At 62.0% G+C, this 14,997-nt stretch carries 16 protein-coding genes; 7 read left to right on the top strand and 9 right to left on the bottom strand.

All coding sequences use genetic code 11. The annotated features are described in order from the left end of the window. Positions 1–8: 8 nt before the first annotated feature. The gene (locus tag ABSE61_RS19475) at positions 9–1,004 is read left to right on the top strand and encodes a P1 family peptidase (protein ID WP_423872761.1); all 996 of its coding nucleotides are present in this window, start codon (positions 9–11) and stop codon (positions 1,002–1,004) included. Between the two features lie 33 nt (positions 1,005–1,037). Here ABSE61_RS19475 and ABSE61_RS19470 read toward each other — a convergent pair whose 3' ends face one another. Further along, the gene (locus tag ABSE61_RS19470; RefSeq protein WP_423872760.1) at positions 1,038–1,424 is read right to left on the bottom strand and encodes a hypothetical protein; all 387 of its coding nucleotides are present in this window, start codon (positions 1,422–1,424) and stop codon (positions 1,038–1,040) included. Between the two features lie 413 nt (positions 1,425–1,837). Between ABSE61_RS19470 and rpe the strand changes: the two genes are divergently transcribed. Continuing rightward, positions 1,838–2,539 carry a ribulose-phosphate 3-epimerase gene (rpe, locus tag ABSE61_RS19465; RefSeq protein ID WP_423872759.1) on the top strand — a complete coding sequence of 234 codons (702 nt, stop codon included), beginning with the start codon at positions 1,838–1,840 and terminating at the stop codon, positions 2,537–2,539. On the opposite strand, the gene ABSE61_RS19460 is transcribed toward rpe, so the two are convergent. From ABSE61_RS19460 to ABSE61_RS19450, 3 genes are all read right to left on the bottom strand, one after another. Next, entirely contained in the window at positions 2,536–3,990 is a 1,455-nt protein-coding gene (locus ABSE61_RS19460) for a serine/threonine protein kinase (protein WP_423872758.1), read from the bottom strand. The two genes, rpe and ABSE61_RS19460, sit on opposite strands and share 4 nt — an antisense overlap. 4 nt (positions 3,991–3,994) lie before the next feature. Next, complete coding sequence (locus tag ABSE61_RS19455) at positions 3,995–4,735, bottom strand: metallophosphoesterase family protein (RefSeq protein ID WP_423872757.1); 741 nt, start codon at positions 4,733–4,735, stop codon at positions 3,995–3,997. 281 nt (positions 4,736–5,016) lie between these two features. Next, positions 5,017–5,613, bottom strand: coding sequence for a TetR/AcrR family transcriptional regulator (locus ABSE61_RS19450; RefSeq protein WP_423872756.1), 597 nt, complete (start codon positions 5,611–5,613; stop codon positions 5,017–5,019). Positions 5,614–6,008: 395 nt separating this feature from the next. On the opposite strand from ABSE61_RS19450, the gene purB reads away from it, so the two are divergent. Continuing rightward, positions 6,009–7,316, top strand: coding sequence for an adenylosuccinate lyase (gene purB / locus ABSE61_RS19445; protein WP_423872755.1), 1,308 nt, complete (start codon positions 6,009–6,011; stop codon positions 7,314–7,316). A 9-nt stretch (positions 7,317–7,325) separates the two neighbouring features. On the opposite strand, the gene ABSE61_RS19440 is transcribed toward purB, so the two are convergent. Continuing rightward, complete coding sequence (locus ABSE61_RS19440) at positions 7,326–7,880, bottom strand: cytochrome b (protein ID WP_423872754.1); 555 nt, start codon at positions 7,878–7,880, stop codon at positions 7,326–7,328. A 161-nt stretch (positions 7,881–8,041) separates the two neighbouring features. On the opposite strand from ABSE61_RS19440, the gene murI reads away from it, so the two are divergent. From murI to ABSE61_RS19420, 4 genes are all read left to right on the top strand, one after another. Next, positions 8,042–8,848 (top strand): glutamate racemase, encoded by an 807-nt coding sequence (gene murI / locus ABSE61_RS19435; protein WP_423872753.1) that lies wholly within the window; start codon positions 8,042–8,044, stop codon positions 8,846–8,848. A 110-nt stretch (positions 8,849–8,958) separates the two neighbouring features. Continuing rightward, positions 8,959–9,702 (top strand): acyltransferase, encoded by a 744-nt coding sequence (locus tag ABSE61_RS19430; protein WP_423872752.1) that lies wholly within the window; start codon positions 8,959–8,961, stop codon positions 9,700–9,702. Between the two features lie 225 nt (positions 9,703–9,927). Beyond that, a complete protein-coding gene (gene rpsD, locus ABSE61_RS19425) occupies positions 9,928–10,545 on the top strand; it encodes a 30S ribosomal protein S4 (protein WP_423872751.1) in 618 nt (205 codons plus the stop codon). Positions 10,546–10,690: 145 nt separating this feature from the next. Continuing rightward, positions 10,691–11,773: a threonine aldolase family protein gene (locus ABSE61_RS19420; protein ID WP_423872750.1), complete on the top strand. Its 1,083-nt coding sequence runs from the start codon at positions 10,691–10,693 to the stop codon at positions 11,771–11,773. Positions 11,774–11,787: 14 nt separating this feature from the next. Here the strand turns inward: ABSE61_RS19420 and ABSE61_RS19415 are convergent, their stop codons facing one another. From ABSE61_RS19415 to grxD, 4 genes are read right to left on the bottom strand one after another with little or no spacing between them, the layout of a single operon-like run. Then, positions 11,788–12,675: a carotenoid biosynthesis protein gene (locus tag ABSE61_RS19415; RefSeq protein ID WP_423872749.1), complete on the bottom strand. Its 888-nt coding sequence runs from the start codon at positions 12,673–12,675 to the stop codon at positions 11,788–11,790. Positions 12,676–12,688: 13 nt separating this feature from the next. After that, entirely contained in the window at positions 12,689–13,987 is a 1,299-nt protein-coding gene (locus ABSE61_RS19410) for a serine hydrolase domain-containing protein (RefSeq protein ID WP_423872748.1), read from the bottom strand. A 46-nt stretch (positions 13,988–14,033) separates the two neighbouring features. Further along, the gene (locus ABSE61_RS19405; protein WP_423872747.1) at positions 14,034–14,582 is read right to left on the bottom strand and encodes an O-acetyl-ADP-ribose deacetylase; all 549 of its coding nucleotides are present in this window, start codon (positions 14,580–14,582) and stop codon (positions 14,034–14,036) included. A 2-nt stretch (positions 14,583–14,584) separates the two neighbouring features. Next, positions 14,585–14,917, bottom strand: coding sequence for a Grx4 family monothiol glutaredoxin (gene grxD, locus ABSE61_RS19400; protein WP_423872746.1), 333 nt, complete (start codon positions 14,915–14,917; stop codon positions 14,585–14,587). Positions 14,918–14,997 lie beyond the last annotated feature (80 nt).

The raw sequence follows: 14,997 nt of genomic DNA, 5'->3' as shown, positions 1-14,997 counted from the left end.
AGAACGCCATGAATAACCTCCTCACTGACATCTCGGGCGTTCGCGTCGGCCACGCCGGCGACACGGCTCTGGCTTCCGGTGTCACCGCCGTTGTCTTCGACCAGCCGGTGGTCGCGGCGATGGATGTGCGCGGTGGCGGCCCCGGTACGCGCGAAGGCGCGCTGCTCGATGTCGCCAACACCGTGGAGAAGATCGACGCGATCGCGCTGTCAGGCGGTTCGGCATTTGGGCTCGAGGCCGGCGGCGGCGTGCAGGCCTGGCTCGCCGAACAGGGCCGCGGCCTCAACGTTCGCGGCGCCGTGATACCGATCGTGCCCGGCGCGATCTGCTTCGACCTGCTCAACGGCGGCAACAAGAACTGGGGGCGATATGCCCCCTATCGCGATCTCGGCTTCCAGGCGGCCGCGAACGCCGCGGTCAGTTTTGAGCTCGGCAGCGTCGGCGCAGGTCTCGGCGCGTTGACGGCGAACTTGAAGGGTGGTCTCGGTTCGGCCTCCGCCCAGACCAAAGATGGCACCAAAGTCGCCGCCCTCGCCGTGGTCAATGCGCTCGGCTCCGTCACGGTCGGCGACGGGCCGTGGTTCTGGGCGGCGCCGTTCGAGATGTCAGGCGAATATGGCGGGCGCGGTCTGCCGGCATCGTTTACGTCGGACATGCTGAAGATGCGCATCAAGGGCGGCCCTGCGGCGACCGCGGTCGAGAATACGACCTTGGCCGTCGTCGTGACCGATGCCGCCCTCACCAAGACGCAAGCCAAGCGCTTGGCAGTGATGGCGCAGACCGGATTTGCGCGCGCGATCTACCCGGTGCATGCCCCGATGGATGGTGACGTGGTATTCGCGGCATCGACCGGCGAACGACCCATCGATCTGCTGGCAGGCATCACCGAACTCGGCATGGTCGCGGCCAATGTCGTGGCGCGCGCGATAGCCCGCGGCGTTCATGCGGCGACCGCATTGCCGCTGCCCGGCGCGTTGCCGGCCTGGCGGGATCGCTTCGGATAGCGGTCCGAAGTAGCCCCGAAAACAGACTCCGCGTCAGGCGCTGACGGAGAACGGACTGAATGCGAGCGGGATCGCCGCCGTCTGTGTTAGCTGATTGATCGCGTTGTAAGCCGACGAGGCCGTGCCGGGGGCGGAAGCTGACGACGAATCCGGGTTCGAACTATCGGAATCCGGCGCGCCAGCGACATCGCCTGAGGACTGGCTCTGCGCATTGAAAAGCGCATTGAGGTTATCGGACGAAATCTGGGCAGTACTGAAACCGGAAACGGGCGATTGGACCGATGACGCGGCCGAACTGTCGCCCGCATCGGAGAAGGATCCAAAAAAGTCAGCCGACTGCGACGACGACCCTGGCTGGGGCGAAGTCAGCGACTGGATGGCGTCGAGTGCGGCCGAGGCGGCGCCAATGGCAGGCAACATGGCAGAGCTCCGAATAAGCAAGCTTTGAAAGTAACCTTGATACTGGTGAGCAAGCGCCGTGCCATGGCGAAAAAGTCAGTGATATGATGGCTTTCGCGATTCCGGAACACCGCCTCCGATCGGCAATTGGTGCCGCTCGACGGCAGATTTTTCCGCTCCAATGGCCCTGCATTGCCGGCAGGACGCCAGTACAGTGGATTTGACATTCGCTCGGTGCCGCAGCGAGTCCGTCTCGCGAATGTCAAATCCAAAACTGTACTGCAAGACAACATTTGCTAGTGTTCCTTTGATTCTGACATTCGTAAAATCGCTCGCGGCAACACCGGACGAATGTCAGAATCGGAACACTAGGACATGTTAGGCCGAAAAAGCGCTTTCCGCGCATTCGAAACAGCTTTCGAAAGACAGCGCTAATGCCCGCTTCCTTCGTCCCCCGTCCCCTCGTGATTGCGCCCTCGATCCTGGCGTCCGACTTTTCGAAACTCGGCGAAGAGGTGCGCGCCGTTGATGCCGCCGGCGCCGACTGGATCCATCTCGACGTGATGGATGGGCATTTCGTCCCCAACATTTCCTACGGGCCTGACGTCATCAAGGCGATGCGTCCGCACACCAAGAAGATTTTCGACGCCCATTTGATGATCTCGCCGTGCGATCCCTATCTCGAATCCTTTGCCAAGGCGGGATGTGACCACATCACCGTCCATGCCGAGGCAGGTCCCCATCTGCATCGCTCGTTGCAGGCGATCCGTGCGCTCGGCAAGAAGGCCGGCGTCTCGCTCAATCCGGCGACGCCGCTTTCCGCAATCGAATATGTGCTCGATAACATCGACCTCGTGCTGGTGATGTCGGTGAACCCCGGCTTCGGCGGCCAGGCTTTCATTCCCTCGACGCTGGCCAAGGTCCGCGACCTGCGTGCGATGACGGCGGGCCGGCCGATCGACATCGAAGTCGATGGCGGCGTGTCCAAGGATAATTCGGGCGAACTCGCCGCCGCCGGCGCCAACGCCTTTGTGGCGGGCTCGGCGGTGTTCAAGGGCGGCACGATGGAGGCCTATAAGGCCAATATCTCGGCGATCCGCCAGGCCGCGGCAATCGCGCGGGGCGAAGCGATTTAAAGTACCGGTATCGACCGGTCATCGGGCGGCGGCTCGCGCCCGCCGGACAGCGTTGCCTGCCGCGGCGGACGAACCACGGTGACGGTGCAGGAAGCCTCAGTTGCGACTTTGGCGGACGTGCTGCCGAGCAGTAAGCGCGGAAACGAATTCTGCCCCGCGCCGATCACGATGTGATCGATATGATTGGCTTCCGCAAATTCCAGGATCGCGCCTGCGGGATCGACGGCTTCCAGCACATGCGCGGTCAATCGGCTCTCGTCGAGTTTGAGCGGCGAGGCCCAATGCTTCAACGTCACCAACCGGCCGACATGCTTGTTGTTGCCTTGCTCGTCCAGCGTGCGATCGATCGTGACTCGGCCGAGCTTGAGCACATTCAGGCAGGCGAGCCGTGCCGACGGCAAGGTCTTGAGGATGCGCCCGACCGTGACACGTAGCGCTTCGTTCAGTTCGCTTGACCCTTCGGTCACGTCAATGGCGACCGCGACGATCGGGCTTGAGGCAAGCTGCGCCGCAACGGCGGATTTGCCGCGCGGCTCGATCAGATTGCCGTTGAAGCGGCGGCGCCAGACGGTGGAAAGCGGATCGCGCTTGATCCGCTCGGCGCGTACGGTCAGCTTGATCTGGTCGGGATGCGCCAGTTCGAACGCCAATTGCGACGCCGTCGGATATCGCCACACCGGATCGATCTCAAGACAACGCAGCACGATTTCCTGCAACCAGGGCGGATAGTCCGGTTTCAATTGGCGCGGCGGATAGGGATCGCGCCACAACCGCCGCCGCATCCCCGCCATCGTTTCGCTCTCGCCAAAGGGCCGCACGCCGGTGGTGAAAAAGTATAAAAGCACGCCGAGCGAAAACAGGTCGCTGCGCGGATCGTCGCGGACGCCGAGCAGCCGCTCCGGCGCCATATAGGGCGCGGTGCCGTAAGGCACGCGGAATTCTTCCTGCAACAGATCAGGCAACTGGTTGTGATGCGACAGGCCGAAGTCGATCAGCACCGCTTCGCCCGAGGGGCGAAACAGGATACTCGAGGGCTTGATGTCGTGATGAATGACGTTCTGCCGGTGCAGGTCGGAGAGCGCGGTTGCGATCCTGAGCGCAACCTCGCGCGCCTCTTCATAAGGGAGCGGCAACTCACCGAGACGGCTGTAGAGCGTCGTGCCCGGAATACGTTCGATCACGGCATAGGCCTGGTGCGCAAAGTCGCCGGTCGCGTAACAATGCGGCACGTGAATACCCTTCAGTTTCGGCAGGATCATCTGCTCCATCTCGAAACTGACGATGGCGGCGGGATCTTCGCCTTCCGAAACCCTGGGGATCTTCATTAGCAGGGGTGCAGCGATATCCGCCCGGCTGACGCTCCACAGCGTCGCCATGCCGCCGCGGTGAACGCATTCGCCGAGCGTGAAACCGTCGAGTTCGGCGCCGGGCTGAACCACAAATTTTGCCATCGCTCTATCTCCCGACAAAGAGGCGATCGGCGAGCAATGACGGCAAACCGTTCTCGCGAATGCGCGCGGCCGCTGCGTCGACGTCATAGGGAACGCGGCAGTAGGTGATTTCGCGGGAGATTGTGTCGAACATCGCAAAGCATGCCGCCGGATCGCCGTCGCGCGGCTGGCCGACCGAGCCAATAACGGCGAGCCAGCGCCGGCCCGGCAACAGCTGCACATTAACGCCGGAAATCGGAACGAAGCTCGTCATCTTCCCGGTAACCGACATCGAATAAAGCGCCGGCCGGTGGATATGGCCGCAAAAGGTGATGTGCGCATCGGTCGCGATCAGGCTTCGCCCGGCATCCGCGGTCGATCGAACATAACGCCACTTGGCTGGCTGGCTGGCGTCGGAATGCACGTAGAGGCGATCGTCTTCGTCGCGCGTCAACGGCAGCTCGGAAAGAAACTTTCGCTCGGGCGCGCTCAAGCGGCCACGTGTCCATTCGATCGCGGCCTGGGCCTCGGCATTCATGCTTTCGGCCGACGAACAAATGGCCGTGTCATGGTTGCCGCGCACCGCAAGGGCCCCCTGCTCGACGAGCCCCATCACCGTCTCAACCGTCCACTCGGGATCGGCGCCATAGCCGACATAGTCGCCGAGGCAAATGAAGCGCTCGGCGCCACCAGCACGAGCGGCATCAAGACATGCCGCGAATGCCTGCCGGTTGGCGTGAATGTCCGCAAAGAATGCCAGCCGCACGCACCGCCTCACAGTGTGGCGACACTGACGTTCCTTTCAGTGTTGCCGCGAGTTCTTCGAAGGAACGTCAGTGTCAAACCCGCACTGGAACGATATAGTTGCTGGTGTCCCTTTGGTTCTGACATTCGTAAAAGTGGACGCCGCGATAAGATACGAATGTCAGAACCGCGACACCAGCCGAGCTTACCGGCTGGCTCCAACTCCGCTTTTGACGGATATCAAACTACTGGGGATAAGCAGCCAGCAAATCGGCTATATCTGGAAAAATCGGGAACAGACCCCTAATGCGTGCGCCGGGACTCAACTCCTCTCAAAAGCAGTGCAATCAGCACGTCGATCCGCTCGGGCAACTGCGGATCGCTCCATTCGTCGGAATGGGCGGGATGGTGGAAGCGGGTGACGGCGTCGAAAATCGCTTTTGCGGTGGCTTTGGTGTCGGCAATCTCGAAGGAGCCGTGCTTGACGCCATCGGCCAGGATCAACTCCAACTGATCGGTCAGGCACGCTTTATGCCCGTTGACCGATTTGCAGGCCTCACGCGCCAGCGTAAGGTAAGTCGCAAACATTTCCGGATCTTCCAGAAACCGTTTTTGCTTCGCGGCAAACAGGCCGCGCAGCCAGCGATCGAGCCTGGCAGGCGCCGGCTCCGAACCTTCAGCGATTTTGGCAAGCGGCCCGCTCACGCGTTCCAGCCAGCGTTTGGCGACCGCCTCGCGCAAGGAGGCCTTGCTCGGGAAGTGCCGGTAGACGCTGCCGTGGCTCACATCCAGCGCACGCGCGACGTCAACCACGGTGGCCTTGGCCAAACCATACCGCCGCAGAACGTCCTCAGTGACTTGCAGAATGCGTTCGGGGGTCAAAACCACATTCTCGTTCATCTGCGCACTCCTGCTGGCGTCAGCTTGACCTATATACGGCTAGCCATCCCTTGGGGTTAGCGGGCTAGTCGTTCGGCCTGGTCGGCCAGATGCTGGGCGATCCGTTGATTGAGCCAGCGTTGGATTTGGGTGGTCAGGTGCAAAATTTCGAATGTCATAGCGAAGTCCTCTTTCGGACCCTGTTGCCGCCGGTGCGGCCCTCACAGGGAACACCTCAAGCTGAGGCGTCACGACGTATATAGGGCATCTCGCTGACAGATTTCAATATCTGTCAGTCAATATTCTGTGATTTTAGGTGTCCACAAGGTCTTCGGCCGTCCCCGGGCGGGCCGTTTGTAACCCCTCGCCCGCTCTGCTAAAGCGCCCCTAACCCCTTAAAAACCCCAGAGTCGCCAATGATCCCCCGCTATACCCGCCCGGAAATGGCTGCGATCTGGGAGGCCCAGACGCGCTTCAAGATCTGGTTCGAGATCGAGGCGCATGCGGCTGACGCCTTGGCGGAATTAGGCGTCATCCCCAAAGAGGCCGCCAAGGTGGTCTGGACCAAGGCGCGCGACGTCATCTTCGATGTGGCGCGGATTGACGAGATCGAGCGGGAAACCAAGCACGACGTCATCGCCTTCCTCACCCATCTGGCCGAGATCGTCGGCCCCGAGGCGCGTTTCGTCCACCAGGGCATGACGTCCTCGGATGTGCTCGACACCTGCCTCAATGTGCAATTGACCCGCGCGGCCGACCTTCTGGTCGACGACATTGACAAGGTGCTCGCTGCGCTGAAGAAGCGCGCCTTCGAACACAAGATGACGCCGACCATCGGCCGCTCGCACGGCATCCATGCCGAGCCTGTGACCTTTGGGCTGAAACTTGCCTACGCCTATGCTGAATTTTCCCGCGCCCGCGACCGGCTGATCGCCGCCCGCCACGAAGTTGCGACCTGCGCGATTTCGGGTGCGGTTGGCACCTTTGCCCAGATCGATCCGCGGGTAGAGGAGCACGTCGCGAAAGCGATGGGTTTGCGTCCCGAGCCGATCTCGACGCAGGTGATCCCACGCGACCGCCATGCGATGTATTTTGCGACGCTGGGGGTGATCGCCTCCTCCGTCGAACGTCTCGCCACCGAAATCCGCCATCTGCAGCGCACCGAAGTGCTGGAGGCTGAAGAATTCTTCTCCGAGGGCCAGAAGGGCTCTTCGGCGATGCCGCACAAGCGCAACCCGGTGCTGTCGGAAAATCTCTCCGGCCTGTCGCGCATGGTGCGGGCGTATGTAACGCCGGCGATGGAGAATGTCGTGCTCTGGCATGAGCGCGACATCTCGCACTCCTCCGCCGAACGCATGATCGCACCGGATGCCACGGTGACACTGGATTTCGCGCTCAATCGCCTCGCCGGCCTCGTCGAGAAGCTTTTGATCTATCCCGAAAACATGCAGAAGAACCTCGATCGCCTCGGCGGGCTCGTCCATTCACAGCGGCTTCTGATCGCGCTGACGCAAAAGGGTGCGAGCCGAGAGGACGCCTACAAACTCGTGCAGCGCAACGCGATGCCGGTGTGGCGCGGCCAAGGCGACTTCCAGTCGCTGCTGAAGAAGGACGCCGACGTCAAAAAGTACCTGACCGACGCCGAGATCGAAGAGCAATTCGACCTCGGCTATCACCTCAAGCACGTCGACACGATCTTCACGCGCGTGTTCGGCAAGGCCTGAAGAAAAGCTTCAGCCCGCCTTTCCGTCCACCATCCGCGCGGCCACGCGATCGCATTTGATGTAGTGGTGCCAGGCGGCGGCGCCGAGGTGAATGACGATCAGCGCCAGCAGCACATAGGCGGCGTAAATGTGCCGGTCCTCAAAGGCATCGGCGGTGGCCTTGTCGGGTGAGGTGAACTGCGGCACGTGGAACAGACCGAAAAAGCTCCCATAGTCACCCTGCGGCCGAGCTCCTGAATGCGCCCAGCCGAGCATGATCACCAAGATAGCGACGAGATAGAGCGCGCCGTGGCTGGTCGCAGCCGCAATCCGGTTCCAGCGGGGCGTATCGGCCGGCAGGGCCGGCGTGGGGTTGATCGCGCGCCAGATCAGGCGAAGGGCGATGAGGACAAGCAGCACGTAGCCGATATCGGCATGGATCGAACGGTAGAAAAAACGATCCGGCCGCGCCGGGATGTGGTTCATCCACCAGCCGTATGCCAGCATGCCGATGATGGTGAGGCCAACAATCCAGTGAAAGGCGCGAGCGACACTGCCCCAGCTCGAAGTCGTATTCCGTATCATCCGTTATCCCGCGGTTTTGAATTTGTACTGACTACATTAAAACGATGGTTTTCGTCGTGCCCGATTTGGCAGCTTCCTCTTAGAACCTATGCAAAGCCGGAGTTATTCCCGATGCCAATCGATCGCAAAAGCAACTGAAAGGTAACGCGGGATCGGCTACGATGGTTTTCGTGAAGATACCTCCGACGATACTTGTCTTTGATACCGGCCTTGGCGGCCTCACGGTATTGCGCGAGGTCGTGCGGGCACGCGACGATGCGCGTCATTTATACGTCGCTGATGACGCTTTTTTTCCCTACGGCCCTCGCGGCGAGGAAGAAGTCATCGCCCGACTGGTGCCGCTGATGGGCGAATTGATAGCCGCGCATCATCCCGACCTCGTGGTGATCGCCTGCAACACCGCCTCGACGCTCGTGATGCCGCATTTGCGCGAGTGCTATTCAGTGCCCTTTGTCGGCACCGTCCCGGCGATCAAGCCAGCCTGCGCAGCCTCGAAAACCAAACGCGTCTCGGTGCTCGGCACCAAGGGCACGGTTGCGCGCGAATATACCAAGGCCCTGATCCGCGATTTCGCTAGAGGATGCGAGGTGACGCTGGTCGGCTCGGCAGAGCTCGCAACGCTCGCTGAGACGGCGCTCCGCGGCGGCGTGGTCAGCGATGAGGCGATCCTGGCCGAACTAGAACCTTGTTTCGTCGGCGCCGGCGAGGACATCGCAAAGCGCACCGACACCATCGTGCTCGCCTGCACGCACTATCCGCTGTTGCTGGATCGGCTGAATCAGTTGGCGCCCTGGCCGGTCAACTGGATTGACCCGGCGCCTGCGATCGCCCGGCGTGTGATGAATCTATTGCCGGAAACGCGCGGCAAGGCGGACGAGGCCGGGGCCCACATGATCTTCACCTCGGGACGGCCGCACCGGCTGAGCGAGGCGCTCATGCCATTTTTCGGCGGCCGCATGCCGGCGTAAGGGTACATTTCCATATATTTTTCATATGTTTATGTCCGGTTCATCTGGCGCTCCATAAACTCGCGTGCGAGAAAAGCCGGGGTCTCACCGAAGGAAACCGAGCGAAAGCGATGCGCGGAACGAAGCGAAAAATCTCATTGCCGCGCCGCTTCATTGTCGACCTGATGCATGCGTCGATGCGCGTGCCCTTTATTTCGTTCTCGCGCTCGCTCGATATCGGCCCCTTTATGGCGGCGCGCGCGAAAGCCAAATCTCCGCCCGGCTGGGCGGCCGTATTCGTCAAGGCGTTTGCGATCGTCGCCAAGGAAGAGCCGGTGCTGCGGACGCTCTACGTCAAGCTGCCCTGGCCGCATTTCTTCGAACTGCCGCGCAGCGTTGCAATGGTCGCGGTGGCGCGGGTCGAGGACGGTGAGGACTGCATCCTGCCCGAGAAGATCCCCGCCCCCGAGGAGCATCCGCTCGCCGAGATCGACGCGCAGATCCGCCGCGCCAAGACCGCATCGATCGAAGATATCCCGGCGTTCCGCAAAATCCTGCTGGCGAGCCGTCTGCCGCTGCCGCTCCGCCGCTTCAGCTGGTGGCTCGGCCTCAATGTCGGGCGGATGTGCGCCAACAATTTCGGAAGTTTCGGCGTGACCTCGGTCGCAGCCTACGGGCCCGGCGCGCTTCACGCGATCAGCCCGAGCCCGTTCCTGGTCAGCTATGGCATGGCCGGGCCGGATAACCGGATTGACGTCATCCTGCGCTGGGATCACCGGGTTACGGACGCCGTGGTCATCACCCGGGCAATGTCCCGGCTGGAACAGGTGCTGAATACCGAGATTTCCGCCGAAATACTGGCGCTGGCCGTCTAAAAGGCCCCTGAAAGCACCGCCCGCCGGGCCAGCCCATTCGCATTGACAGGTGAGCCGTTTCTGCCTAGAAACCGCCCTGCTCGCGGGCCGTTTTCGGCCCGCGATGCGTTTCGCGACCCGCGGTCCATCCTCAAGCTTGGGGCATGGACCTGTCGGCACCGGGGAATTCCCGGCGCACAGGAGGGCGCGTTTCCTCAAACCCAACCGTTACTTAAAGAGGACGCGATGACAAAGCGCAGTGAGGCGAAATACAAGATCGATCGCCGTATGGGCCAGAATATCTGGGGCCGCCCGAAGAGCCCCGTGAATCGCCGCGAATATGGCCCCGGCCAGCATGGCCAGCGGCGCAAGGGCAAGCTTTCCGACTTCGGCGTGCAGTTGCGCGCCAAGCAGAAGCTGAAGGGGTATTACGCCAATATCAGCGAGCGCCAGTTTCACGGCATCTATGTCGAGGCCGGACGCATGAAGGGCGACACCGGTGAGAACCTGATCGGCCTTCTGGAGCGCCGTCTCGACACGGTCGTGTACCGCGCCAAGTTCGTTGCCACGATGTTTGCCGCCCGCCAGTTCATCAATCACGGCCACGTCAAGGTGAACGGCCGCAAGGTCAACATCTCCAGCTACAAGCTGAAGGTCGGCGACCTCATCGAGGTCAAGGAATCTTCCAAGCAACTGACGCATGTCCTTGAAGCGAGCCAGCTTCCCGAGCGCGACACGCCGGATTTCCTGGAAGTCGACCATGGCAAGATGACCGCGAAGTTCGTTCGCGTGCCCGCGCTGTCGGACGTACCGTTCGCGGTGCAGATGGAGCCGCATCTGATCGTCGAATTCTATTCGCGCTGATGTGATTTCAGTGCTGACAGCTATCGAAGGCCCCGGTTTTGCCGGGGCCTTTTTGTTTCGGTAAGATCGCCGGACACTTCAATCTCGAAATAACAACATAGTCCGACGGACTAGCCCGTAAGACTACTCTGAGAGACATCGTCCAATGACCTACTACACCCCTGCCCGCCGCGACCCCAAGGCGCCTCCGATCCGCATCAACCTGTTGTCGGACACGCAAACCCGCCCGACGGCGGGAATGCGCGAAGCGATGGCGCGCGCCGAAGTAGGCGACGAGCAGGTCGGCGATGATCCCTCCGTCAATCTGCTCTGCGACCGCGTCGCCGATCTCATGGGCAAGGAAGCCGCGGTCTTCCTGCCGTCGGGCACCATGTGCAATGTAACGGCGACGCTGGTGTATTGCCGGCCCGGCGATGAAATCCTGGCGCACGTCTCCGCCCATATCATCGCCCGCGAAGGCGGCACCCATGCAGCCCTTGGCGGATTCCAGATCACGCCGCTCACCGGCGCCGATGGAAAGTTCGCGCCCGACACTTTTCGCGCAGCACTTCATCCGCGCACGCGCTACCAGCCGCCGCAGACGCTGGTGAGCGCCGAGCAGACTGCCAATATCGGCGGCGGCACCATCTGGAAGAAGGCCGATCTCGACGAGGTCGTCAAAATCGCCAAGTCGGAGGCCAAGGCTGGCCCGCTTGCCACCCATATGGACGGCGCGCGGCTGTTGAACGCCACGGTTGCCAGCGGCATTGGCGCACGCGACATGACCGCGGGCTGGGATTCGGCCTGGATCGATTTTTCGAAGGGCCTGGGCGCCCCGATCGGCGCGGCGCTGGCCGGCACGCGCGACTTCATCGACGAGGTCTGGCGCTGGAAGCAGCGGCTCGGCGGCTCGATGCGGCAGGCCGGCATTTGCGCGGCCGCCTGCACCTACGCGCTCGACCATCATGTCGACCGGTTGGCGGAAGACCACGCCAATGCCCGCGCGCTGGCGCGGGGCCTGTCGCAGATCCAGGGTATTGAGGTGCAAGAGCCCGAAACCAATCTCGTGTTCTTCCGTCCCGATGGCGCCGGCCTCACGGCCACCGACATGGTCGCCGCCTTGAACAAGCGCGGCGTGCAGATCGCCGTGATGGATGGCCGCATCCGCGCCTGCACGCATCTGGATGTTACCTCGGCCATGATCGAGGAAATGCTGGGCCACGTGCGCGAGATCGTGCGGAAAGCATAAGCGGCGGACCTTTTTCAGCGACCGGTTCTGTCCGTCGCAAGCCGCGAGGCCGCCAGCACGGACGTGAAGAACATCGTGAACAGCATGATGACGACGGTAGTTGCCCTGAGATCACTGATGCGCCAGAGCTGGCCCGCCGCATCCACGACCTCGCCGCTCTGGCCGATCAGCCACGGCGTCAGATGGGTGAGGCCTGAACTTAGATAAAAGGCGATCGCGACCAGCCGCAGCGTCCGCCCCCATGTGGCCGACGGCACCGGCAGGCCGGCCCGGCGGCCGAGATAGATGGCAAAGGCCTGATAGAACAGCCACGTGGTCAACAGCCAGCCGGCATAGTTCGACAGCGGCACGCCGAAATGGGCTCCGCCGTCATGCCAGATCCAGGCCTTTGCGATCGTGGATTCCGCCGGCTCCATCACCACGTCCCACTGCGTCATCACGAAGGCGGCCACAGGCGGCAATGCAAGGCGTTCGAATGTCCGGCCCGGACGCCCGTCCGCCCCGAGCAGAACCGCGGCGACATGCCAGGAGAAATATCCCATGCCGAACCACAGCGGCCCAACGATAACCGGGATGACGCCGACATGCGGCAGCTTTGCGCCGACCTCGAAATGATAATGGCCGAACGGAAATCCGGTCGTGGCGCCGATATTTTCCATGACAAAGGTGATGACGACGCAGATCGCAAACAGCGCCAACCCATCCTTCCAGCCGTAAAATAAAGCCGCATGGACCAAGGCGGCGAGGATCCCGATCGCCGCCAGCGCTTGCGCCAGCGGGTTCGGATTCCAGGCAAAACCAATTACCAGCGTCAGATAGACGGCGAGCCCGAGCCAGCAAGCCGGTTCAAACAGCCGGAGAGAGGGACTGCCTGCGACCTTCGCCGTTTGCTGGGTCGACATCGCCGCGCCCACCCTATTTTTTCAGCGCCTGATAGATCAGCGCCTTCAATTCGTTCTGGATACGTTGGCGCTGTGATGGCGACTGCATCATGCAGAGCGCAAACAGATCGTCGTTGGGATCGACGAAGAAGAAGGTGCCGCCGACGCCATCCCAACGATATTCTCCCGCCGGCAGCGGCGGTGTAGCCACCGTCCGCACCGCAAAGCCGAGGCCGAAGCCGCTGTCGTCGCTCGGAAAGTAGAAGTGATCGCGGGCGATCTTTGTCTCGGGCGGCACATGGTCTGACGTCATCAGCCTCACCGTCTCCGCCTTCAGGTAACGCCGGCCGTCGAACACGCCGCCATTGAGCAACATTTGCGCGAAGCGTGCATAATCGAAGGCGGAGCCTACCATCCCTGCCCCGCCGGACTGCCAGCGCCGCCGCAGGATCGGATCGCCAAGACCGGCGATGGAGCCCTTAAAGCGATCGCCGGGCAGCGGTTCAACCACGCGATCCCGCTTGGAATCATCGACGCTAAAGCCCGTATCACGCATGCCGAGGGGCTTAAGCAGACGCTCGCGTTCGAATTCAAACAGCGACTTTCCCGAAACGACTTCGATGACGCGGCCCAGCACGTCAGTCGAATGGCCATAATCCCACAGCGTCCCCGGCTGTTCGGCGAGCGGAAATTTCGCGAGCCTTTCGGCGAACTGCGCGTTGTCGAAGTCGCCCTCGAAGAGGTCGCTGTTGGCATAGAGCTTGCGAACCAACGTGTCGCCGTAAAATTCATAGGTGATGCCCGAGGTGTGACGGAGCAGGTCAAGAATTTGGATCGGACGCACGAGAGGTTCGGTCTCAAGGGTCACCTTGCCATCGGCATCGCGCTTTTCGACGGCGGCCTTGGTCTCGGCAAAGGCCGGAATGAATTTCGACAGCGGATCGTCGAGCGACATCTTGCCGTCGTCCACCAGCATCATGGCGGCGACGGAGGTGATTGGCTTCGACATCGAATAGAGCCGGAAGATCGCATCCGACCGCATCGGACGCCGGCTGTCGACATCCATCACCCCGAAATTCTCGAGCAGTACCGGCTTGCCGTGCTGCTGGATCAGAAGAACGGCGCCGGGAATCTTGCCGGTTGCGACCTCGTTGCGCATGTATTCGCTGACGTGCGCGAGCCCTTCCGCCGAAAAGCCGGAGGATACCGGACGCGACACCGGGCGCGGCGATTCCGCGACAGCCATATTAGCCGGGATCGCTGCCCAGAACAGCACGAGCGCCGCAGCGAGGTAGAATCGCCAAAGGCGGTCGCCGAACTTACGAAATTTCATAATCACTTCCGCCGCCTGCCAGGGTCGGCAAAGTGTAATCGCTGGCTCAATCGGCACAAGGCTTGCCGAGAGCGGCTAAAGCCCGTTCGTGCAAGGCTGCGCTTTCTTTTGAAAAGCAGCAGAAGATCACGCGGCGGAGGGTGGGCGCGGCTTTCAGCGCATCGACTGTGGTTGAAACCGCAATATGGGCTGCGCGATCGGCGGGAAAACAAAAGACGCCGGTGGAGATCGCCGGAAAGGCAATTGAGATCAGTTCGTTGACGCGGCAAAGCGCAATGGCGCTGGCGTAACAGGAGGCAAGCAGCTGACCCTCGCCGTGATCGCCGCCGTGCCATACTGGGCCAACCGCATGGATCACGTGCTTCGCCGGCAACCGGTAGCCTTTGGTGATCTTGGCGTTGCCGGTTTCGCAGCCGCCCAGCATGCGGCATTCATCGAGTAGCGCCGGCCCTGCGGCCCGGTGGATCGCGCCATCGACCCCGCCACCTCCGAGAAGCGACGTTTTGGCGGCATTGACGATGGCATCGACGCGCAGGGTCGTGATATCGGCGACGACGACTTCGAGCCGAGCGTCGCCGATCAACCGTGCGGTCAAGTTCAGGCGGCAGTCGTAGCCGGCACGCCCTTGTCGGCGAACAGCTGCTGCAACTCGCCGGCCTGGAACATCTCGCGGATGATGTCGCAGCCGCCGACGAACTCGCCCTTCACATAGAGCTGGGGAATGGTCGGCCAGTTGGAGTAGGTCTTGATGCCGTTGCGGAGGTCGGCCGATTCAAGAACGTTGAGGCCCTTATAGCCGACCCCGATGTGATCGAGGATCTGAACGACCTGGCCGGAGAACCCGCACTGCGGAAATTGCGGCGTGCCCTTCATGAACAGCACGACGTCGTTCGACTTCACTTCATTGTCGATGAATTGTTCGATGCTCATATCGTCTTCCTTTTGGGCGGGTGATGCACCCCACTCGGGCCGGGCCATCCGGCGGCTTACGCCAGCCCGCCCCCGGCGAC

The organism is Bradyrhizobium sp. (assembly GCF_049519115.1).
In the GTDB taxonomy this organism is placed as follows: domain Bacteria; phylum Pseudomonadota; class Alphaproteobacteria; order Rhizobiales; family Xanthobacteraceae; genus Bradyrhizobium.
The sequence above is the reverse complement of the archived record's forward strand: the minus strand, read 5'-3'. Positions and strand labels throughout refer to the sequence as shown.